General features: G+C 37.1%; 16 protein-coding genes and 2 pseudogenes. 1 reads left to right on the top strand and 17 read right to left on the bottom strand.

All coding sequences use genetic code 11. The features are described 5' to 3' along the window. Positions 1-326: 326 nt before the first annotated feature. The gene (locus tag ABHC48_RS06365; protein WP_195699004.1) at positions 327-1007 is read right to left on the bottom strand and encodes a collagen-like protein; all 681 of its coding nucleotides are present in this window, start codon (positions 1005-1007) and stop codon (positions 327-329) included. Positions 1008-1082: 75 nt separating this feature from the next. Further along, positions 1083-2162, bottom strand: coding sequence for a glycosyltransferase family 2 protein (locus ABHC48_RS06360; RefSeq protein ID WP_195699005.1), 1080 nt, complete (start codon positions 2160-2162; stop codon positions 1083-1085). A gap of 195 nt (positions 2163-2357) precedes the next feature. Between ABHC48_RS06360 and ABHC48_RS06355 the strand changes: the two genes are divergently transcribed. Further along, positions 2358-3788 (top strand): hypothetical protein, encoded by a 1431-nt coding sequence (locus tag ABHC48_RS06355; RefSeq protein WP_195699006.1) that lies wholly within the window; start codon positions 2358-2360, stop codon positions 3786-3788. 87 nt (positions 3789-3875) lie between these two features. Here the strand turns inward: ABHC48_RS06355 and ABHC48_RS06350 are convergent, their stop codons facing one another. The 15 genes and pseudogenes from ABHC48_RS06350 to ABHC48_RS06280 all read right to left on the bottom strand — a co-directional run bounded on the left by ABHC48_RS06350 (position 3876) and on the right by ABHC48_RS06280 (position 22298). Further along, positions 3876-5465, bottom strand: coding sequence for an AAA family ATPase (locus ABHC48_RS06350; RefSeq protein ID WP_195699007.1), 1590 nt, complete (start codon positions 5463-5465; stop codon positions 3876-3878). 134 nt (positions 5466-5599) lie between these two features. Continuing rightward, complete coding sequence (locus tag ABHC48_RS06345) at positions 5600-5749, bottom strand: DUF1016 N-terminal domain-containing protein (protein WP_195699008.1); 150 nt, start codon at positions 5747-5749, stop codon at positions 5600-5602. 106 nt (positions 5750-5855) lie between these two features. Next, a pseudogene (locus ABHC48_RS06340) lies at positions 5856-6149 on the bottom strand (hypothetical protein); the annotation flags it as partial. Positions 6150-6193: 44 nt separating this feature from the next. Beyond that, positions 6194-6538, bottom strand: a pseudogene (locus tag ABHC48_RS06335) (arsenite transporter); the annotation flags it as partial. After that, a complete protein-coding gene (locus ABHC48_RS06330) occupies positions 6522-10457 on the bottom strand; it encodes a metallophosphoesterase (protein WP_195699009.1) in 3936 nt (1311 codons plus the stop codon). The gene ABHC48_RS06330 and the pseudogene ABHC48_RS06335, both read right to left, overlap by 17 nt. Before the next feature lie 82 nt (positions 10458-10539). After that, positions 10540-12126 (bottom strand): AAA family ATPase, encoded by a 1587-nt coding sequence (locus ABHC48_RS06325; protein WP_195699010.1) that lies wholly within the window; start codon positions 12124-12126, stop codon positions 10540-10542. Between the two features lie 237 nt (positions 12127-12363). Then, positions 12364-12609 (bottom strand): hypothetical protein, encoded by a 246-nt coding sequence (locus ABHC48_RS06320; protein ID WP_195699011.1) that lies wholly within the window; start codon positions 12607-12609, stop codon positions 12364-12366. Between the two features lie 13 nt (positions 12610-12622). Next, entirely contained in the window at positions 12623-14317 is a 1695-nt protein-coding gene (locus tag ABHC48_RS06315; protein ID WP_272066913.1) for a transposase, read from the bottom strand. Between the two features lie 357 nt (positions 14318-14674). Further along, positions 14675-16192, bottom strand: coding sequence for a polysaccharide biosynthesis C-terminal domain-containing protein (locus ABHC48_RS06310; RefSeq protein WP_195699013.1), 1518 nt, complete (start codon positions 16190-16192; stop codon positions 14675-14677). 27 nt (positions 16193-16219) lie between these two features. Next, entirely contained in the window at positions 16220-17230 is a 1011-nt protein-coding gene (locus ABHC48_RS06305) for a glycosyltransferase family 2 protein (RefSeq protein ID WP_195699014.1), read from the bottom strand. 16 nt (positions 17231-17246) lie between these two features. Then, entirely contained in the window at positions 17247-18338 is a 1092-nt protein-coding gene (wecB, locus tag ABHC48_RS06300; protein WP_195699015.1) for a UDP-N-acetylglucosamine 2-epimerase (non-hydrolyzing), read from the bottom strand. After that, complete coding sequence (locus tag ABHC48_RS06295; RefSeq protein WP_195699016.1) at positions 18335-19162, bottom strand: glycosyltransferase; 828 nt, start codon at positions 19160-19162, stop codon at positions 18335-18337. Before ABHC48_RS06295 ends, wecB begins: the two co-directional genes overlap by 4 nt. A gap of 201 nt (positions 19163-19363) precedes the next feature. Then, a complete protein-coding gene (locus ABHC48_RS06290; protein WP_195699017.1) occupies positions 19364-20440 on the bottom strand; it encodes an EpsG family protein in 1077 nt (358 codons plus the stop codon). Continuing rightward, on the bottom strand, positions 20437-21303 hold the full coding sequence (locus ABHC48_RS06285; protein ID WP_195699018.1) for a glycosyltransferase family A protein: 867 nt from the start codon (positions 21301-21303) through the stop codon (positions 20437-20439). The genes ABHC48_RS06290 and ABHC48_RS06285 overlap by 4 nt, the downstream gene beginning before the upstream one ends. Continuing rightward, positions 21300-22298: a capsular polysaccharide synthesis protein gene (locus ABHC48_RS06280; protein ID WP_195699019.1), complete on the bottom strand. Its 999-nt coding sequence runs from the start codon at positions 22296-22298 to the stop codon at positions 21300-21302. Before ABHC48_RS06280 ends, ABHC48_RS06285 begins: the two co-directional genes overlap by 4 nt. Positions 22299-22300 lie beyond the last annotated feature (2 nt).

Here is a 22300-nt window from a genome sequence, read left to right as displayed (position 1 = left end):
ATTATTTTTATTCATTATATAATATTAGGCTAATTTTTGCAATATATACAGATATTTATTTGTTTTTTACCAAGCAATTATTGTCAGTCTATCTTCATATGAATTTATCCCTGAATTTTTCTAATTTACAGAATAAAATTTAAAAGGTATATATTTTTCATAATCCTTTTCAATTTTATTTTCATATTCTTATTTTTCCTAGAACTTGCACTACAAAACGAACCAAGAAAAGAGCTAAAAACGGATCACTCCATTTCCAGCCCTTTCTCTCAGTTACATATGCAACAAAACAAAACTTTCAAAATACGTCTTGCCTCGTCTCCAAACTATGATTGCAGAATTCCGACAGCGCGAAGATTTGCCAGAAGTGTATTTAGCTGTGTCACAGCATCCTCTGTACCAGTAGCATCTGCCACTGCCGCTGCCGGAGTTGGCGCTGGGCCGGTTGGACCAATCGGGCCGTCTGCTCCGACAGGACCGGTTGGGCCTGTCGCTCCGGCGGGGCCGGTTGGGCCTGTCGCTCCGGCTGGACCGGTTGGGCCTGTTGCTCCGGCTGGACCGGTTGGACCTGCTTCTCCAGCGGGACCGGCGGGGCCTGTTGCTCCGGCTGGACCGGTTGGGCCGTTTGCTCCGGCTGGACCGGTTGGGCCTGTCGCTCCGGCGGGGCCGGTTGGGCCGGTTGAGCCTGTCGCTCCGGCTGGGCCGGCTTCTCCGGCAGGCCCCATAACGCCTGGCATACCAGGCTCTCCCTGCGGGCCCATAGGACCTGCAGGGCCTACTGCTCCCTGGCATCCTCTTGGTCCCATAGGACCAGTCACACCGGGACACCCTCTTGGACCAATAGGTCCCATAGGACCGGTTGCACCACGAGGCCCTGTGGCTCCCTGTCCCGAACAACTGCAATCGCAGCCGCAGCGATTATTGTTTCCAAAACAGGATGTACAGGTGATATCACCAGAAGCTTCCTTTTCAGAAGAATTTTTCTGATTATGACGATCAAAAAACATACACATTCTCCCATAACAGCTTAGATATTCACTATCAATATATGAAATACTAACAATACAGGTGAATTTTCCCTCTCACTCCATACCCCAAACATCCCTGAAATACTTCTCATTTCCAATAACTGCCTGATGCAGAGGCTTCAATACTCTTGCCTTTTTATGAAATTCAAACGCCTCCCTGTGCCTTCCCACTTTATCCAGACATACACACATCTGTATCGCAGGTATAAAATCATGACTGTCTGCAATATAAAAACCGCCGTTTTTCTTTTTCCGTGGCGCAAGAAGAGCCTGCTGATACCAATATGCTGCCGTCACATACTCCCTTTTTTCCATAAACAATCTTCCTATCTCACAACAGATCTCCGCTCTCGGAACATCCATCGTAAAGCTGTAAAAAAGTATATCAAAAGCAGCTGCATTCTCTCCCATTGCCTGATAACAGCAGGAAAGAACCAGACAGCTGTTCAGTTTATCCTCTATCCAGCCATCTGGTTCTTCCAGAAATTTTTTTAAAATTAAAATTGCATACTCATATTGCTTATGATAAAAAAGCTCCCGCCCATAATAAAAGAAATGTCTCGGTTCCATTTTTTCACCGGAATCAATCATCTGCTCATATATATGCAGATTGCGAAAAGACTCTCCAGCCTTTATTTTCCGATGCTCAATCACCACATCCGAATATAAAATATTCCCCGCCGGAACAACCGATTCGTGGACGCGCCCCTGCCATCTGAAATTCCGGGAAGTCTTCATAATACGCTCTCTATAATAAGAAAACGTGACATGCTCCCATTCATCAAATCCCACTGCATAATCCATCATAACCACATCCGTGTCTGAATCCATGCTCTCTTTCAGCCTGAGCAGCTTCTCCTGATTTTCCGGCGTAATGATATCATCTGCATCCAGCCACATCCAATAATCTGTATCTGCTTTTTCCATAATAAAATTGTGGGCAGCTGAGAAATCATCTTTCCACAAAAAATCATAAACCTCATCGGTAAACTCCCTGGCAATCTCCTTCGTTTTATCCACCGATCCGGTATCGCAAATATAGATTTTGTCCACAAGCTTGCTCATCGGCGTGAGGATTCTGCGAAGTACCGCCTCCTCATTTTTTACGATCATACACAGGCCAATTGATATCATTCCAAATATCCTTTTTTCAATAGCCTATGCAAGACAAATTACTTTTATTCCCATTTGCCGCTTCCGGATATCCGCATTTTTTCCAGCAATAACGCTTTCCTTACGGATTACCTGTCATTTGTGTCAGTGACAAAGTCTCCAAAATCTGGGAAAATAAAAATACAAAACATTCCACATAGAAAAGAGGTGCTGAATATGAGAAAAAAAATATGGAAAATACTACCTCTTGTGACCGGACTTGTGCTTCTGACTGCCGGTAGCGCTCTCACCGTTCACGGAGAAAGTGACAACACCATTGACGTAACCCTGTTCAAGCTTAACCTTCCAGATGACTGGAGCTATGATCCGAATGATATCAGCGATTATGAATACACCTGCTCCGTCAGCGTATTCGAAGGTGCTGACAAGGACAACTCACAAAATGATTTCACCATTAAAGCAAATGAAGAATCAAGCTACTCTTTCCGCAAATATCTTCAGACCTCCGATATCGATCTTCATGACTATGCAGACGGCACTATTGAAAAAACAACCATTGGTGATGTGGATTATATACGAACCACAGACAATTTTGACAGAATTTACTACATTTATCGTCACGAGCCATCCGGTGTGACCTACAAAGTTATCATTTCCGGAGAAGAAAATGATTCTGTCAGAAACGTTTTTAACAATCTGGAACTGAAATTAGAGGACACCGGCAATGTAGAAGCACCTTACCCATGGGATGGAACTCCATTCACACCGGCTCCGCAGAGTATAGCTGTTGGAGATTATACCGTCACTCCGGAGTATATTCCATTTAGTGTTTCCCAGAACGGATTTGAAATCATGCGTCACCAGTTTGCAATATCTGGAGACCGGATGTATCATCAGCTGAATAATACTCTGGAAACTTACGAATATACTGGAAGCACCCTGAATCTTCTTTCTTCTGATACAATGGACGAGCAGGGAATGGATCTTTTTACAGACACGGACGGAAAACTTTATATTTCCCATAACGGTGGAAAAGGAATCGTTATGAAAGACGGGCAGACCATATTGGAGACCGGCACAAGCGGTTACCTGTCTGTACACCCATCCGGTGCCTGGGGCATTACCAGCTACCTTGGCTATGATACGGAAAAAGTAACCTTCCAGGACGGCAGCGTGCTTACAGAGCCCTGGATCTTAACCTCCATGAATGATGACGAGGCACGAACCGGTATTTTTAAATTTGTCAGCCTGGTTGAGATCAGCAATGATCATATTATGGTATACGGACGTCTTGCAGGAGATGACCCCCCATCGAAAATAGCAGTTTATGATCTGGATGGCAACCAGCAGCTGCTTCTTGGCGGTGACCAGCACGAGGATCCTGCTTATTTCGGAAGTCTCACGGGAATAGCTGAGACAGCGAATGGCTATATTGCAGCAGATGGAAATATGCGAGAATTCTACTTCTGGTCAAAGGACGGAACTCTCCTCGCCGAAGTAGACTGCTACGATATGTTTGGAACCAGATACCCCTGGATTGAAGATATGAAAGTTGCAGAGGATGGTTCTGTGATGGTTCTTATGACACAGGACCGTGACGACGACTCTGCAAGCGAATTAATGGTATTCCGACTTACAGGTTTCTGATACATTCCCCTCACGAAAGGGCAGGTTGTGGAGAACATCCACACCTGCCCTTTTAAGTTATTTTCATTCGGCACTGTTCTGGCAAAATCAATCTTTTTCGTACTTCTCAATCAAGCACTGGTGTTCCTTACTTTTTTTATCATAATTGATTCCAACAAGAAGAATATCGCCTGTGTAATTCAGGATCGAAGAAGGATACTTTTTTGTCTTAATTTGTGTTAATGCAGTCTGCGCATTCTGGTTCCACTTCAATTCCACCAGCAATGCCGGATAATCATTTTTGTACTCTGGCTTTGGGATAAATACAAAGTCAGCAAATCCTCGTCCTGTAGGAAATTCACGGATTGGCTTAAAATAGTATTGCATTGCGCTTAAGTAGGCAATTGTAAGCACACTGCTCAAGGAATTCTCATTATTATACTGAATTACTGACACATGCTCGTTATGGATTTTTTCAATCTCTTCTGCAACCGCCTCACCATCCATATCCAATGTAGCATCCAGCAGATTTTCCGAATTCAGCTGCAATATCAGCATTTCATTCCACTTTTTACTCTCAACAGCCGTCGTCAGCTCCTGCCGTATCTCCTCATTTGGTACAAAAGCAGTCTTCCTGTTCTCATTATAACCAAGGTATCCTAAATGGATCATATAAGTCAATACATCATCTTTACTTTTAATATCTTCCGTATCATTTTGAAAAGCTGCCACATTCACCTTGACTTCGGCTCCGGAAAGCATCTCAATAACAGCTGTTTTCAGCCCATCATAGTTCATGTTAATCAACGGCACAATCACATCATAGGATGCTGTTTCCGACCAGTAACTCCTGTATTCCCCCCTTAGCATTACGCTGACAACTGCTCTGGGATTATAAACCTGGTAATCCTTCAGAAGATAGCCATCGTACCATCGCTTCACTTCAGCAAAGTCCTGCTGATATTTTTCTGACAGCTTTTTCACTTCAGCTTCTGTAAAACCAATATACGGAGCCAGATTACTTGCGCTCAGCATTGTAAACTCATCAAAATTATTTAATGCCGACTGAGTTTTTTCCTTTTTAATTGGAAGAATGCCAGTAAGATATGCAAGTTGAATATATTTTGTTGGTTCTGTTCCTTTGAACATTGTCCTGAGAAAATTAATATACTCTTCCTGTACCCTTTTATTAACGTCCTTGTCACGAATAAGGACATCCCATTCATCAATGATGACAATAAATTTTTTTCCAGTTGCACCGTTAATACGAGACAACACTTCTGGCAAAGATTCCGTCTTCTCTTTCAATACACCTGGATAGTATTCCGCAAGCTCCGCAATCGTCTTTTCCGAAATATAAGAAACCACCCTTTCAGGTCCACCAGCTGGCTCTATACACCATTGGATATCAAGATGTATTACATCATATTGGTTCAAGTGCTTCTTAAAATCTGCACTTTTACCAATTTCCAATCCAGCGAACATTTCTTCTGAATTACAGCCTCTGCTGTAATAAGCTGTAAGCATATTCGCTGTAATAGATTTTCCAAACCTTCTCGGACGGCTATTGCAAATATAGGCCTGCAATGTATTCAAAACTTTATTCGTATACTTAATAAGTCCGCTTTTATCAACATATATCTCGGAATTCAATGCTACCTGAAAAGCCAAATTATCTGGATTCACTAATATTCCCATCACTCACACACTCCCTATATAAAAAAGCTTCCACAGTATCACTATTTTCTACCAATAATGATATCATGAAAACTTTTTGGCCTCAATAATTTTGTGAAAAACAGCGTTTACAAATCAATTGTCCATAGATATTGCTACGAAGCGTGTTCCGTTTCCTTACTTAAGAACTCACCTACTTTCCAATACATTTTGATAAGTTCCTCATTTACTTTTTTTAATGCATTTTGTCTAGATTCCTCAATTATATGGATTAATCCAGCTGCAGACATTAAATCATTATCCATACAAATATTCCACCTTTCGAATTGTGACACCAGTGGTGTCACAATGTCATTTTTACCATTTTAGCGAGAAATTATAAACTTTTTTAAATCACTATATTTAATTATATCAAGATTCTCCACTCCTCTCAATTACTTTTTCCGGTAGTTTTTCCTTTTTCATCATCGCTATCATCTCATGAATATTGGTGTTATACAGTCTGTAAAGGTCTGTATCCTTGCTAATCTGATTATCAAATGGAATCACCACAGAGCCACACTTGATAAGCCCCATTCCCGAAGCGGTATTGGTTACGAATCTAAGCTGTGCCTCTGATACTCCGATAATCTCTGCCATCTTGGAACTGTCTGTATTCGCCTGCTTTAAAAGTGCCACGAACTCTGAGTTTGCAAGCATTGTGCTTTGACCACTTCCTTTCAAGGCATGAAAAAAGCACTCTAATCTGTGGACACGCCCAGCAGAAATTTCACAATCGGTCCAAATGCAAAAAGAATGATAATATCATTCGTTGCAACCTGAACGACAGTATATACCGGATTCCCTTGCGTCAGACTGCTCCATACAAATACCATTGCTGTGCATGGTGCTGCACCAAGCAATACTGCCCCAGCCAGATATTCTGTAGCAAGTTCAACCGGAATAAATGCCCTGAATAACACAAAGAAGAACAAGCATGCAATTCCATACATTGTAAATGGTTTGATCAGCCAATTAACGATCCAAGTCACAAATAATCCTTTCGGATTTTTACTGATATACTTGACACTTTTGAAGTCATTTCTGAAGATAACTCCTCAAAGTCTTTTTTATATCGTCATCGCATTTCAAGTCTTCCCATTCAAATACACTTGCATCAATTCCAGGAAATGTGCTTATCACTCCATCGTCTTCACACTGCTCGGAAAAGGATCGGATTACAAGACTCCCATCTATATACGCACTTATAAATGTTTTTCTGTCCTTTGTCACTGCACATTCCAGCGGTTCCGTCTGATTATTCCGAACAACTTCTACTGCTTTCCATTCGCCTCGCTCTTTCCCATATACCATTTTATTGATTAATTCCCATAACAAAATGTCACCATTTGTTGCCAGTCCAGCCAAAATAATCCGATTTGCTGTAAAAAACTGTAATTTTTTTATAGATCTTCCACGAGTAGGCAATCGCCACTGGCACTGGCCCGTTTTCACAATTCGAACCCGAACTACCTTCTGTCCATCCAAAATACCTCTGCGAGTTTTGTCATTCCGATTTGCCCGATATCTTTCCTGCGAATAACTTGCTGCAAATCGATTATCAGCACCGCACATTGCAATGGCTGTAACTTTTCCCATATGACCAGGGCAAAAATTTAGTCTTTGTAATTTTTCATCCCATGTGTATGCATTTCCATTTTCCAACAAGATGATTGCGTTTCCATTTTGTGCAGACTCTATCTTGTCTGCTTTTTGCCTTCCTAGTCTTTTTAGTAACCTTTGAGAAACAAACCGGGTTCCACCATGCTGCGTCTCCGGACCCACTCTTCCATCATCAATATTCACTTTTCTGTATGTTCCATTTGAAAATTGGCACTCTAAGATATGCTCATTTCCTGGAAAACTAACATTACTTACCCGGTATTTAAAATACAATGTATGAAGATATTTGCGTTTTACAACATCCCATACTTGAACGATTTTACCACCAGATCCTAATGCTGCAATTGTTCCGTCCGGAGTAAATGACACAGTGGATATTTGTGTATCGCTCAATGACAATTCTCCAACACACTCCTGCGTCTGTACATCCCAAATTTGCAGAAAACCACTCTCATACCCAATTCCTAAGTATCTACCGTCCTCAGATTGTTTCACACATGATCCTAACAAATCCGATTCACTCAGCCTCTTTTTAAGCGCATTCACCTTCACCTTCATTTCTTCTGTAATGGAATCAACGTAAACCACTTCATCAAAGCTACAATTTTCTATAATATCATAAGCAATCGTTGGCCATTTAACTGTCTTTCCATCATATTTTACAATTAGAAAATCATCTGTATTATAGCCAATAGCCGCTGATTCAAGGCATCCCAGTTCTCCCACGATCATTTGACTCTGAGTTAATAAATTGACAACTGATACAATTCCATTTTTAGAAATTGCGGCCATTGTCCTTCCATCATGAGAAAAGTTTATATCTATAATGCAATCATGATGCTTATCATTAATAAAAGTCTGCCGATCAACCCATGCATTATTTATATTAATTTTTCCTGTGAATTTACTTTTTAAATGATCAGCTAAAGGAATCCCCCGTAAATCAATTCCGGACAGATCACGCTCTCCAGTTTCTTCACTTAACCAACAATTTACAATATTGGCAACAAAATTATCCGCAGCAGGCCTTTCCTTTTCTCTATATCCGGAAAGATATTGGTTTGCAATTCCATTTTCTCCCCACAGCGGTTCTTCATGCATATAGCGAAGATAACTCACAACACCACGATGAATTTTTTCTTCATGCCACTGTCTTTCTGTTCTAATATTATTTCTAAGGCAAGCGTACAAATATACTGCTGAAAGATAATCGCGGAAAACCTGATGTGAAAATGAAACTCTTCCGGAGCCAGCTTTTAAAAGACATAGTTCTGTTACTATAAGATTGTACGCTTTATCTTCTGAAATTTCTGCACTCTGAATACGAAATTTTCTTCTTATCTTTCGTATTACAGCTACATCACAGCTTCCACCTATCCATGCATTTGTCTCCGCAACTGCATTACTCAACGCACGCTCAAAATCATCCTCTCCCCAAATTGTAGTATTTTTCCGTTCCAGTTCATATCCAAGCTTTGGAAGAACTCTCTTAATTATTAAATAGCCAGCAACCACATCATCCCCACTGACCATTTCCCTATCTAACAAAATTGCAATTTGTGATAAGTAATAATCATGAATCAGATCAACAACATTCGTTATTGGCATTTTCCAGTCTAAATAATCCAGATCTTGATGCTTACTTACAACCGGACAGGTACATGCATACAAAAGTGCCATCATTGGGTTTCGAAGAAGAATCCTTATATTCTTATGCGCCACAATATTATTCCACTCGTTTTCATCAAAAAGGCCATGATATTGTTCTTCTCTAAGATCACAGGTATGAATCATCCAAAAATGACTAAGTCCATAATCTCTCAAAAAATCAAGCCGTGAAGATATTACAATCTGAATTCCCTGTTGCTGTGATAATTTCTTAATTTCCGCAACATATCTCTGTGCACCAGAGCCTGTTAGTTCGTTAAATCCATCAATAAATAATGTGACATCTGGATGCAAATGTCTGGAACATGTTAATGAAACAAAACGGCTCTTAGAGCGCTCATCTATTTCCTTATATATACACTTCAAGACATAATCTAATATTCTTTCGTTTCCAAATCCCTCGCGCGCCTGTAGTGAAACATATACTGCCATTTTTCCATCCTCAAGCAATCTTCTGCACTCTTGATACATCATAGTACTCTTGCCCATTCCGCCGTCGCCAAGAATCAGTGCATTACAGGATACTTCCGGATGTTCATTTTTGTAAGTCCATAATTCCCTCATAAGCGTCGTCAACGGAGTTTCTGTATTATTATTTATATATGTCCGGCCATTCCATTCCAAATCTGCAAAAAGCAGGTTGTTCACTTTGACACCATCAAAAAGATTTCCATCCTGGGAAAGCTGATAACAGGCTTCACGAGCATTAAAAAGCTCTGGTGATACATTCTTTTCTCTTTTAATTCCCGGAAGCCTTAATGAGAAAGGGTAAATTTGATCATTTTCCGATCCAGTTCGTGCAAAGGGATACAATGCCCAGCCTTTTTTCTCATACCAGGCATGAACTTCAAGAATCCCTTCTCCTGTATCTAAATCAAGTTCTCCAGTAAGGAAACAAGATCTTGCCCCATATTGAAGTGCAAGGTTTCCACTTTGGCATTCCCAGAACTTTTCACGCTGCTTGCGAATCAGATTTTCATGTTCATGACCTGCCAACCATAGCTGCACATCTGTACTTTCCAACAATTTTTCAACCTCTTTTCGCTCCTGCTGTGTCAAAAAATCAAACGAATAATGTGTAAGAAGAATTGTTGGCTTGTTTGGAGCACATTCGTCCAATGCATCTAACAGTACACCTGATCCAATTACGAAGTCACGATTTCTTCCCTGACCGTAAGTCAAAGTTGAATCCACATGTAGAATATTAAACTGCTCTGTCTTAACCACAAAATGCGGTTTTGTGTACATCTCTGCACGTTCTGTTCCAAGCAGTTTTCTGATAAAATTTATGAAATCAGTTTCCCCTTCTTTTAGGATTCTAATATCAGATTCTGAAATATTTCCCTCAGCCGGAGTGTAATATGAACTATTCCAATCAGTTAATCTATCTATAATCTCTTTTCTTTCGGAATTTGTAACTTTAACGTCATGATTTCCTGGAACTATAAATAACCGTGTCAAAGGCACCATTCCAGCTTTACATATCGATTTTAAATACTCCACACAGGCATCTGTATAGCAGCCATTCCACTCTTTAATATCACCTGTGCAAAACGCATAGTCAAAATTTCGATTCAATCCAGCAATATATTCTGGCAATTCACGCCTCATAAGACGTGTTTCTGTTGCTTTATCATTTCCCAAGTGCAAATCAGAAAAATGAATCCATCTAACTCTCCCCACTATACATTCTCCTTCATCTGTATTTATAGATAGATTGTATTATAAATCGCCGATATTTCATTAACTAACTTTATACAACTTGCTAGTTCTGGTACTCTTCTATCACACATTCATGTTTCTTCGTCTTCTTATCATAATTAATCCCAACCAGCAAAATCTCTCCAGTATATTCTGCAATAGACTCCGGATATTTTTTCTCGTAAATCTGTTGAAGAGCCGTTTTCGCATTCTTATTCCATTTCAATTCTACTACGAGCGCTGGATAATTGGCTTTGTATTCTGGTTTCGGTATATACACAAAATCAGCAAAGCCACGACCAGTAGGAAACTCTCGGACAGGTTTGAAATAATACTGCATAGAACTTAAGTATGCAATCGTAAGTACACTGCTTAGGGAATTTTCGTCATTGTACTGGATTCCAGATGCATACTGAGTGTGAATCTTTTCTATACTTTCTACAATGGCTTCTTCATCCATATCCAGGGTTGCCTCCAAAAGACTGGCAGAGTTCTTCCAAAATGCTGTCATTTCACTCCATTTTTTGTTCTCTACAGCAAGCGTAAGTTCCTGCCGAATTTCTTCATTAGGAACAAATGCAGACCTTCGATTCTGATCGTATCCCAGATAGCCAAGATGGATCATATACGTAAGAACCTCATCGCGGTTCTGTATATTTACCGTATCATTTTTAAAAGTTGCCGTATTCACTTTCACTTCAGCGCCTGACAACATTTCAATAACAGCGGACTTTAAGCCATCGAAATCCATATTGATCAACGGCACGATTGTCTCGTAAGAAGCAGTCTCTGACCAGTAGCTCTTAAATTCGCCATTTAGCATAACTCCCACAACCGCCCGTGGATTATATATTTGATGCTCATTTAGGAGATAACCATCATACCACCTTTTGACCTTTTCGTAATTCTGATGATATTTTTTTGCAAGCATCTTCACTTCACTTTCTGTGAAACCGACATAAGGCGCCATATTGCCTGCACTAAGCATAGTAAACTCATCAAAATTATTTAGTGCTGACTGGGTTTTCATTTTTTTGATTGGAAGGATACCTGTCAGATATGCGAGAGCAATATATTTAGTTGGCTCAGTACCTTTAAACAGTCCCCTCAGGAAATTAATATAATTTTCCTGTACAGCCTGATTCTGCGCTTCATCTCGAATCAAAACATCCCATTCATCAATAATAATGACAAATTTCTGTCCTGTTTGATTTTTAACTCTTGAAAGCGCATCAGACAAAGAACCCTCTTGGAGAACCAAACACTCTGGATAAATTTCGCGCAACTCGTCCAGTACGCTTTTTGTAATAAACTGTACCACTTTGTTCTTATCTTCACAATTTGCCAGAAACCACTGGATATCAATGTGAATTACATCATATTTGTTAAGATACTTTTTGAAATCCTGTGTTTTTCCTATTGAAAGGTCGGAAAACATCATCTCAGAATCTGCACCTTTGCTGTAATATGCTGCAAGCATATTCGCCGCATAGGATTTCCCAAATCTCCTGGGGCGGCTGTTGCAAATATATGCATCTGTAGTCTCCAGAACGCGATTCATATATTCGATCATACCAGTTTTATCTACATAAATTCTGGAATTCAAAGCAGCCTGAAAAGCACTGTTGTCCGGATTCACAAATCTTCCCATCTATCACACACTCCCTATACAAAAAAGCTTCCACAGTATCACTATTTTCTACCAATAATGATATCATGAAAACTTTTTGGTCTCAATAATTTTATGCGTGTTTATGAATTCTTACTTGTAAAGTGTGAACTTCCAGAAATTTTACAACTAAATCCAGCCTATATCCATTCATGTGAACTTCCAGAAATTTTCCGCCTAAAACTCGCACCACAGCCGTAGCTGTGGTGCATTCCTTGTCTATTCCTTTATTTCTCTCTCAGTTTCTTCCACATTCAGGAAGTTCATTATCTCCTCATAAGACCGTCCACTCTTTACAATTGCTGACAGGATTTCATCTTTCCTTATCGCATCCCGCTTGTCCAATAGCTCTTTCAAAACTGCAGTTGCATGGTCATATCTTTTCTTCGCTACGATCACATCCGCTTCCGCTTTTTCAATCTTTTCATCCAGGGCTTCCCTGCTCGTTTTTCTTGTTCTTGCCATCTTTTTCTCCTTTCTACTCCGCCTTTTTTAATTCTTTACTCAACTCGGATGCATAGTTTTTTATGTGATTCGCATCCAGACCAAACGCATTTAATATTGTTTTCTGATTAGCTGTTACTGCATGATCCAGCCTGTATACATTGTCCAACTGACGCACCATTTCTATCTTTTCAAGTTCCTTCAACGCTGCCGGAACTGTCATATAATTCGGCTTCTTTTCCAGTTTTTTCATCTCCTCTTTCAGCTTCGTATACATCTTACAGCGCAGTATCATTGCCACAAATTCAACAAATATCTTAGCCCGTGCTGACTCTTCCGAATACACCCGGATGCTCTTATTTCCAAGATAGGATTTATCTCCCCGGAAAAGTTTTTCTGATGTATCATGGCTCTTATACAACTCGATTGCTTCTTTTGCGCTCATCTTTTCCGATGTGATTATACAGAAATATCCTGCCAGATCCAGTTCCCTTTCCACCACACTGCAGCGCTCTTCCGGCAGTACAAATGCCTGTGTTTTTTCATCATAATGAAGATTAAAATACTTCTCAAACCCTGGCCCGAATTCTTTTACTTTATTCTGATATTTCTTAAGGTACAATGTCATCTGGTTGAGCCTGTTTTCAATCCCAGCACGCTCTGCACTTTCTTTGGAAATGCTGTGGTACAGATGAAAATACCGTTCTTTTTTATCACCCGCATAAAGCCTGTGCTTCACGGTCTTCCCATATACTCCATACTCATAGATGTTATTCACGCGCTTACTTTCAAAAGTTCCCTTGTGTTCCAGAACCAGTTCATTCACCAGTGAAGCCAGTCCCTTCACCATGATCACGAAGCTGTACCCGCATTTATCCATATATTGTATGTTTTCACAGCTGAAATAGCCCCTGTCCAAAATAAAGCCAATCTTCTTATAGCCATATCCAAAAGCTCTGTCTAACATGAACTGAAGCTGTGAGATATCGTTCAGACTTCCGGGATATTTTTCGTAAAATAATGGTTCCTGGTTATGTGTATCATATGCAACCGCATAGTTAAATACAGGCTGTCCCACATCTACTTTCGGATGTCCGAATTCCACCATTTCAATGTCTCCAGCCTGGCAGTTTTTGTTCGTGGAATCGTAGGAAATATATATTTTTTCGCGATGGTTTCTGGTCTCATTCCAGGAGTTTAAGAACCCAATACTCTGGTCATCCGTTACGGAATTCAGGAAATCTGAGACAGTAGAATCGCTGTATTGTTTCATTCCATTTGTAAAAAGAGGATGGTTGTATGTATAATCCGGATAGTACTGGGCAGCATTGTTTTCTGCAATGATTGAGTATACCGCCAGATCAAGAAAAAGTCCCAGATCACGCTGTTCAAAATACCCACCAAGGAGCTCGACCAGGTTGAATTCTTCTATAATTTTACGCAATACAAAATATGCTCCCACACGCAGGCAGCTGCTTCTGGATGTCCTGTTTTTTGTCTCTGGAAGCTCTGCATCTGGAAAATATTTCAGGAAATTTTGGTTCGGCTGCATCAGTTCCGGATCTGTTTCTGACAGTTTTCCTATCGTTACTCTTTTTGGAAAAGTATACTGCCTTACCGGATCATAGATCCGGTCATATTCATACTCAATATATACAACATCTTTCTTTTTTCTACGTGTAATCTTCCCCTGTACGAATGGTGTTTTCACTAAAAAATCCAGATACATTAGGCTCCTCCTTTTAGGCGGTAATCCGCCTAAAATAATTGTACCATATATCCCAGTCTCCTGCAAGCAGAACCCGCAGAAAATCGGGATTTTTTCAATTTTTTATTCTCTTAATTTTGTTTAGGTGGAACTTTTTCTGGAAGTTCACACGATTGCAAGCAAAATTACGTGCAAAACGCCGAATTTTCAATATTTTTTTATTCCTCATCATCCCTAAAATTTGTTTAGGGGAGATTTTTTCGGAAGTTCACATTGAACAAAGTGCGTAAGTTTTGAAATTTGTTTTTCTTAACTTACACACTTTATTTTACACCCTCAAATTATTTTTCAAAACTTAACAAACTCAACATTTCATTCTTAAATCTTTTTCTTGTGCTTCACCAAATTAAAAATTTGTTCTTTCTCATCTGATTTCATAACACACAAATACATTATAAATGCATAAACCACTGAATAAATTAAAACTTCTATTCCGAAATGAACAACTGACACATTTTTCACGCCTTCACCGCGCTTCAGTAAGCACGAAATGCATGACATCACAATTGCTACCATGATAACCGGGATAGATTCTTTCCAAAACTTCGCAATATCTAATTCTGCTTTTTTTAAGTAATACCAATTCATAATAAAACCACTTGTAATAGTCATTGATAACCCCGTTGAAATCGCAGCTCCAACAATGCCAAAATATGATGCAAAAATTATTGTCGTAATAATATTAATAACTGCACTTAAAAAATAAATTTTTGCACGAAATCCATACTGTTTTTTTACCTGCAAAATTGCTAATGCAAGGTTTTGAGCTAAATCAACCGAAAATGGGATCATAACAACAATCGATACATAATATGCTTCTGTATAGCCAGTTCCAACCCATATCATAAGAAACTCTTTTCCAAACGCAATAAAACCAGAAAGAATCAGCATAATTACCATGAATGTCATTCTTCCAACTCGTACAAAAAGCTCCGAAACTTTTTTATTTCCATTATTTTCTTGATATAAAATACTAACCTTTGGATAGAACACACTGGCAATTTGAGTGCCAAATTGCATATACATCATATAAATTTGAGCTCCCACTGAATATACTGCAACTAGCGCTGTGTTAAAAAGCTTTCCTAAAATAACCTGATCTGTCTTCCAAAAAATCTGATCCGCAATACACCCCATAAGAATTGTTACAGAAAGTCCAACAATATCCTGAATTACCTTGGTATCTTTTTCTTTCTTTATAATTCTAATTTTTAATTTCCTAGTTACATAAATGTATCTTATGAATACTGTTAAAATATTAAGTAATACAATTACTGTCGATATTGTAATAGCATACGGAACTTTTCGCACACATAAAATAACTAAGAACGGTTGTACTATCTGAATTACAATTGCGAGTACTTTCAAAAAGGTAAACTTCTCATGCCCTGTTAAAATGGTTAAATAAACTGATCCTAACAATGTTACCAGCATATTGACAAATAACAAAATCAGAATTGCAGAACCTTCCTTTAATTCCAGAGTACTAAAAGAACTTGTATAAAGATACCTAAACAAAAAAAACACAATGACACCAATAACAGCTATCAAAACAGCCATAGCCCTATATATCACTCTAGCCATCGAAAGTGTTATATCTGCATTTTCTGTATTTTTACTACCTAATGCATTGCAATAATTTCTTAGAACCCCCGTTGACATACACGACTCAAAAACAGATATGTAGGAAAAAAAAGAACCTACAATCTGATACAATCCGTACTCACTTTGTCCAAGATATCGAAGTAGAACCGGCACATAAACAATACTGACAACGACACTCAATACAACTTGAATATAAGACAATATTGCTCCTTTTTTTCTTTCATTTATCATCGCCCAATCAATTTTTCCTTTCTAAAATCACTTTGATTGCCTTTTCTTAAAAAGTTTTTTCATTTTCTTTTTTGCTTCCTGTAAATAAAATAAAAACTTTGTGTGGTCATTCTTAATTAAGACAAATGACCATTTGGTAGCAATATTCTCTGTCCTTATATATGTATTTTCCTTCCAATTTGGATAATTATTCCTCATCCATTTTTTTATTTCTTTAATATACGCCTTGTTTCCCCCATAGCTTTTTAAAATCCTCATAGTGTTGTAGTACAATATATGTAAAATTGCAAGCCATTCAAATTCTACATAATATTGAGTTTGAATCGACGTGTCAAGCTGTGCCAGCATTGCCTCAAATGCATGAATCATGTCAAGTGCCGATTCTTCTGATGGATTGCTTAACGCACTTCCTGGATGTTTTATATAATGATACAAACACGTATCTGTTGCATACTCCGTTTCAATTGTGGCTAAAAGTGCTGTCGATGAAGCCATATCTTCACCAATTCTAACTCCCTGTACAAGATGTATTCCGCTTTTATAAAATGCGTCTCTATCATAAATTTGCAAACACAAAGAATCACTATAAAGTAGCCCTTTATTTACATCAACTTTCTTATATTCACCTTTCCAACGATTATGTTCTTCTAAAATAACATCATCTGAAGTTCGTACATCATAATTAAAGGCAAGAATAACCGGCTTGTATTTTTTTAATAAAGATATAATTTTATCTAAGGCATCACTATCCACATAGTCATCAGCATCCATAAAGAAAACATATCTACCCGTTGCATGTGCAAGACCATATTCTCGCGCAGAATTTTGACCACCATTTTTCTTTTTAAAATATTTAATATCAAGTGGCGAACTTTCAATTTGTTTTTTTGTCTCTCTACTATATTGTTCTTGTGAACCATCATCCACAACAATAACTTCAATCTCTTTTTGCTGCTCACACAACAAAGATATCAGACATTTTTCAAAGTAACTCTTTGAGGTGTTATACATCGGGATAATAATAGATAATGTTTTCATTCTCACCTCTCCTAGTTTACTTGACAAGAATGTCTGCAATTCTTTCACAAGCATGACCATCTCCATACGGATTGCTTGCTTTGCTCATCGCATCATATTCCTCTCTATCTGAAAGCAAACGGCTAAACTCGTTATAAATCGTTTCTTCTTTCGTACCAACTAGCTTCAATGTACCCGCTACAATACCTTCCGGTCGCTCTGTAGTGTCACGCATAACCAGAACCGGCTTACCAAGAGAAGGTGCCTCCTCCTGAATTCCACCTGAATCAGTCAAAATAAGATAACTTCTGTTCAGAAAATTATGGAAATCAAGAACATCAAGCGGTTCAATAATATGAATACGATCGTCGTTATCTAAATACTCGTTAGCAATTTCGCGAACAACCGGATTCATATGAATAGGATATATTGCCTTAACATCTGGATGTTCATCCATAACACGACGAATTGCTTTAAACATATGCTGCATTGGTTCACCAAGGTTTTCACGGCGATGCGCAGTAATCATAATAAGTCGGCTTCCATCTGCCCACTCCAATTCAGGATGTGTATAATTTTCTCTGATAGTCGTTTTCAATGCATCAATTGCAGTATTGCCAGTAACATAAATACTTGTCGGATCTTTTCCTTCTTTCAAAAGATTTTCTTTAGACAGTTCTGTTGGAGCAAAATTAAATTTACTAATAATTGAAACCGCCTGACGATTAAATTCTTCAGGATAAGGGCTATAAATATTATATGTACGCAAACCGGCTTCTACATGACCAACTGGAATCTGCAAATAAAAACAAGCTAAGGCAGTTACAAATGTAGTAGATGTATCACCATGAACCAAAACAACATTAGGTTTTTCTTTTTCTAAAACATCTTTAATACGATTTAAAATATTAGTTGTCACATCAAATAATGTTTGCTTATCTTTCATAATAGATAAGTTATAATTTGGTATAATCTCAAATGCTTCCAAAACCATATCAAGCATCTGACGATGCTGACCTGTCACACATACTACTGTTTGCAATTCCTTACGCTTCTTCAATTCATTAACAAGTGGACACATTTTGATAGCTTCTGGACGAGTTCCAAAAACAACCATTATTTTTTTCATATGTGATTTCTCCCTCTTTTTTGTATTATTATCTTTTTTACAATCTTTCTTATATAATAATGCGTAGCTTTTCCCACTCCTTCGTTCTTCGCACGATCACTATAAGTAAAAGGAAAAGCTACGACTTTTGCAATTATATGAAATGCAGGTCCCTTATTATCGAGTTTTCTCTTTATTTGTATTGATATCTTTGCCTCCTTATTTTTCCATGAACCAGAAAAATGATGAATCGTAACAGTACGATTAGTCAAACTAATAATCCCTGTCACATGACTTTTAGGGCAAAATACATCATGTGGATACAAAATAAATCCACAAATATCTTGTCTGCTATCATCTCCAATAAATCCATATTTTTTACAGAGATTTGTTATTGTTACAACATTAGTTGTAAGATCAAATTTGCCATCCTGCAAAATAAAATGACGATTATCATAATCTTCTAATAACTTTGTAAATAGCGGAAAGTTTTTTTCACATGCCATAATTCCAGTTGGAATACTAACCTCATCTTCAAAACCAGAAAAAGCTTTATGGCAAAGAAAAGGGTCTAATGTTTTAATCACTTCCACATCTGTATCCATGTAAATTCCGCCTTCTGTCACCATAGCATACAACCTAACATAATCTGTAATAAAAGCCCACTTTTTTGCTTCGTAAGCCTCTCGTACATAATCACAAGAATTTAAATCGAAGTTAGATTCATTCCATTCTTTAATTTCATAATCAGGACAATATTTCTTCCAAGAAGAAATGCATTTTTGTGCAAGCTCTGGAAGCGGTTTTCCACCAAACCAGCAATAATGTATAATTTTAGGAATCATTTTTACCTCCACTCTAATTTTTTAATATATAAAAACTTAAATTCCAAAAAGAAAACATCTTATATATTACTGTTATCTGATATTTTATATTTGCGCATACAATTCTAAACAACACCATATATTCCTAAAATATAGTTCATAACCATTATTAATTAATATGCCTCATTCAATATCTATCTATTTCATCCGCATAGTTTCATTCTATATTCCCAAAATTGTACGATATGGAACAAGCGTAGTGCTGTCTGTTAGATATGACACAAAAGTCCAAATATCGCAAAAAGATATGCCCCAAAAACAAATTGTAAATATCCAATCCTTTTTTTTTCGGCCAAATAACTTTCGTTCTAATAACGCATCATTTAATATATATGCTTCAAATATATAAAAAACTGCTGGAATTCTAAACGCAATTGTATCTAACCCCCAAAAAAGCAAATTTAATACTGAACCTGTAAAATATAAATTGAAATACATTTGATTATTTTTATTTGAGATAAAATACAAGCAAATACCAGGAATAATTACTCTGGCTAATGCAAAGTAATTCATTTCCTGCATCTTATCACCTGAATTTATAATATATTGTATTCCGTGTATCAAGTTATTTGTCGAGCCAAGTACACCCGAAATATAAGGTGAAAAAGAAACTATAACTATATCAAAAAAAGCCAATCTAAATATAAGGCAGCACAAATACATAAAAATAATATGCTTAAATTCTAAGTTTATTTTTTTTAAAATCAATCCAAGTAGTGCACACACTGCTGCTGAATGGAAAAGCATTGCAATTACAACATAAACAATATATTTTCTAGTATTATTATTTATTAAATAATATATCGCAACAATAACAAATGTCATTGCAATGCCCTGCCTTATTGCATTTAATTCAAATAGAACATAGAAACGGAGATAATAGCATAATAAAGCAATAAATGGATACTTTAATTTAAAGAAAAACTTTCCTTTTATTCCCAATGATATAATAGCCACTATGAGACAATATATTCCATAATTTTTAAAAAAAGTATGTATTAAAAAGTTGAATAATTTAAATCCAATTTCAAGAGAAGACACCTTTAGTGTTCCATTAAATACATAATAATAATGCCAATAATCGGTTTCAAGCCCGTATCTTAAGCCTGCAACCAAAACTAAAGCTATTACCGTTACAAAATAGAGAATTTTTTTTTGTTTTGATTCTAATTTAATATGAAGTAACTCTAATATTGATGTTACAGCTAAAATTCCAAGTAATGTCAAATAAACAGTCATTCTATTTTACCCTCGAGCTCTCTATTATATGAATTGAAGCCCTCCTGAAATCGCTTTAATATTAATTCAGCTCTTGATTTATGCAAAATCTTCTTAATTATCATTTTTAAAATCTGTTCAACATACGGATACATCATCTTTTTTTTATCACCAAGTACAAATTGCTTTTTATACATTGCTCCAATTCCATATGGATAATTAAATGCTTTACGATCTTCTGCTTCTTCATCCACTGCAATCATCGCATATTCATGAGGGTGTTGTACTCTAACATCTTCGCAATAAATCACATCATATTTAATCCAAAATGCTCTAAGTAAAAAATCCGTTTCTTCACCAGCTCCATATTTAGCTCCAACACCAAAGTTCTCATCAAACCCCTCTATTTCTTGCACAATACATTTAGGAAATGTAATTGCAGGCGAAGGACATTTTCTAATTATATCTCTTACTGATAAAGGTTCTCCTTCACGTATTCTACTATAATCAATAAATTCTCTTTTATTAACCGCATCCCACATATGCCCCGATATAATCCAATTAGGTTCTTTTTCATAATAACCTTTTAGCATAGACAAATAATCAATATCGTAACAAGCATCATCATCTGTCAGACAAATATATTCACCTGTTGCTATACTAATACCATAATTGCGAGCTTTAGAAAGTCCCTTAAAACTAACATGATTATATATAATGCATTTTTCATTAAAAGACTTAACTAATTTTTCTGTCAAATCATTCTCACTTTGATCTACTATGATTATTTCAAACTCTCTATAGCTTTGAGTTAGGAGAGATTCAATGCAGTATTTTAATTCTCTTGTTCTATTTATTGTTCCTATAATGAATGAAAATTTCATTTTATTAACTCAGCTCCATTATTATTCTCTACAAGACCACCATAGTTTGACAATTTGCCATCTGATGTTTTTTGATTCCAACTGAATTTATAAGATAGTTGATATAAAAATGTATCACGATTCATTTCTATCTGTTTTTCCTCGTTATAAGTTTCATTCCTAAATTCCGTTAGAAAATCAAAACAATGTGTATTGTTGATAGGCACACTATCAATCATTTTCTTGAAAAAAGGAATTTCATCATATGCAATTCCAATAATACAATCTGTCATTAAATACGCTACTGGTGTCGTTTCATTCTTCCAATACTCCCGCAAGAATTCTTCGCAGAATGAAATCAACGGATTATTAGGTGCACATGCTAACAGGCAGACTGACCACCTATCTCTCGTCACTACCCACTTTCTTTTATTTCCTTGATTAATCGTATAAAAAGACATGTTATCAATTTCTCTTGGGAAATCTCTATTTACATAAAACGTACTATCAAGCCAGATACCTCCATAACGTTTTAATAAAGCTAGCCGGATATAGTCAGAAAACACAGCAATATTCATTTGCCCATTTTGTACTTTTTCAGCTATATAATCTGGCACATCAATATAATCTTTATAAGATGTCGCATCTAAAACCTTTACTGGATGTTTTCCAACTTTATTTTTTATATTGTTCAATGTAATATCAACCGGATACGGAACATTGGACACCCCTTGATGCCAGTATCGCCAAATTATAGAGTCAGAATCTATTTTCCCAAGTTCTTTAAAAGTATCTTTTCTATATTTTTCAACAACATATGCATATCTTTTTTTTAAATATGCTTTACATGCTTCATGACGTTTATAATGTGTTTTATGATAAAAATTAACAAAGTGAAATCTCCTGCAAACTCCATCTGTTAACGACCAAAAAAAGACTTTGCCTCCTTGTTTTTTCGCAATATTAAATAGCATTTTCAGATTTGCTAATTCTCTTTTCATCAACCTTTTATTCATAA

The organism is Ruminococcus sp. 1001136sp1 (assembly GCF_039841815.1).
GTDB classification, from domain to species: Bacteria; Bacillota; Clostridia; order Lachnospirales; family Lachnospiraceae; genus Blautia_A; species Blautia_A faecis.
This window is presented reverse-complemented; position numbering and strand designations above follow the sequence as displayed.

Bases quoted from the DNA above. Each gene is read 5' to 3' on its own strand.
- ABHC48_RS06315 (WP_272066913.1), bottom strand. From the start codon at position 14,317: ATGTATCTGGATTTTTTAGTGAAAACACCATTCGTACAGGGGAAGATT.
- ABHC48_RS06365 (WP_195699004.1), bottom strand. From the start codon at position 1,007: ATGTTTTTTGATCGTCATAATCAGAAAAATTCTTCTGAAAAGGAAGCT.
- ABHC48_RS06290 (WP_195699017.1), bottom strand. From the start codon at position 20,440: ATGACTGTTTATTTGACATTACTTGGAATTTTAGCTGTAACATCAATA.
- ABHC48_RS06350 (WP_195699007.1), bottom strand. From the start codon at position 5,465: ATGGGAATATTAGTGAATCCAGATAATTTGGCTTTTCAGGTAGCATTG.
- ABHC48_RS06310 (WP_195699013.1), bottom strand. From the start codon at position 16,192: ATGATAAATGAAAGAAAAAAAGGAGCAATATTGTCTTATATTCAAGTT.
- ABHC48_RS06285 (WP_195699018.1), bottom strand. From the start codon at position 21,303: ATGAAATTTTCATTCATTATAGGAACAATAAATAGAACAAGAGAATTA.
- ABHC48_RS06360 (WP_195699005.1), bottom strand. From the start codon at position 2,162: ATGATATCAATTGGCCTGTGTATGATCGTAAAAAATGAGGAGGCGGTA.
- ABHC48_RS06345 (WP_195699008.1), bottom strand. From the start codon at position 5,749: ATGGATAATGATTTAATGTCTGCAGCTGGATTAATCCATATAATTGAG.
- wecB (WP_195699015.1), bottom strand. From the start codon at position 18,338: ATGAAAAAAATAATGGTTGTTTTTGGAACTCGTCCAGAAGCTATCAAA.
- ABHC48_RS06355 (WP_195699006.1), top strand. From the start codon at position 2,358: ATGAGAAAAAAAATATGGAAAATACTACCTCTTGTGACCGGACTTGTG.
- ABHC48_RS06305 (WP_195699014.1), bottom strand. From the start codon at position 17,230: ATGAAAACATTATCTATTATTATCCCGATGTATAACACCTCAAAGAGT.
- ABHC48_RS06280 (WP_195699019.1), bottom strand. From the start codon at position 22,298: ATGAATAAAAGGTTGATGAAAAGAGAATTAGCAAATCTGAAAATGCTA.
- ABHC48_RS06320 (WP_195699011.1), bottom strand. From the start codon at position 12,609: ATGGCAAGAACAAGAAAAACGAGCAGGGAAGCCCTGGATGAAAAGATT.
- ABHC48_RS06295 (WP_195699016.1), bottom strand. From the start codon at position 19,162: ATGATTCCTAAAATTATACATTATTGCTGGTTTGGTGGAAAACCGCTT.
- ABHC48_RS06325 (WP_195699010.1), bottom strand. From the start codon at position 12,126: ATGGGAAGATTTGTGAATCCGGACAACAGTGCTTTTCAGGCTGCTTTG.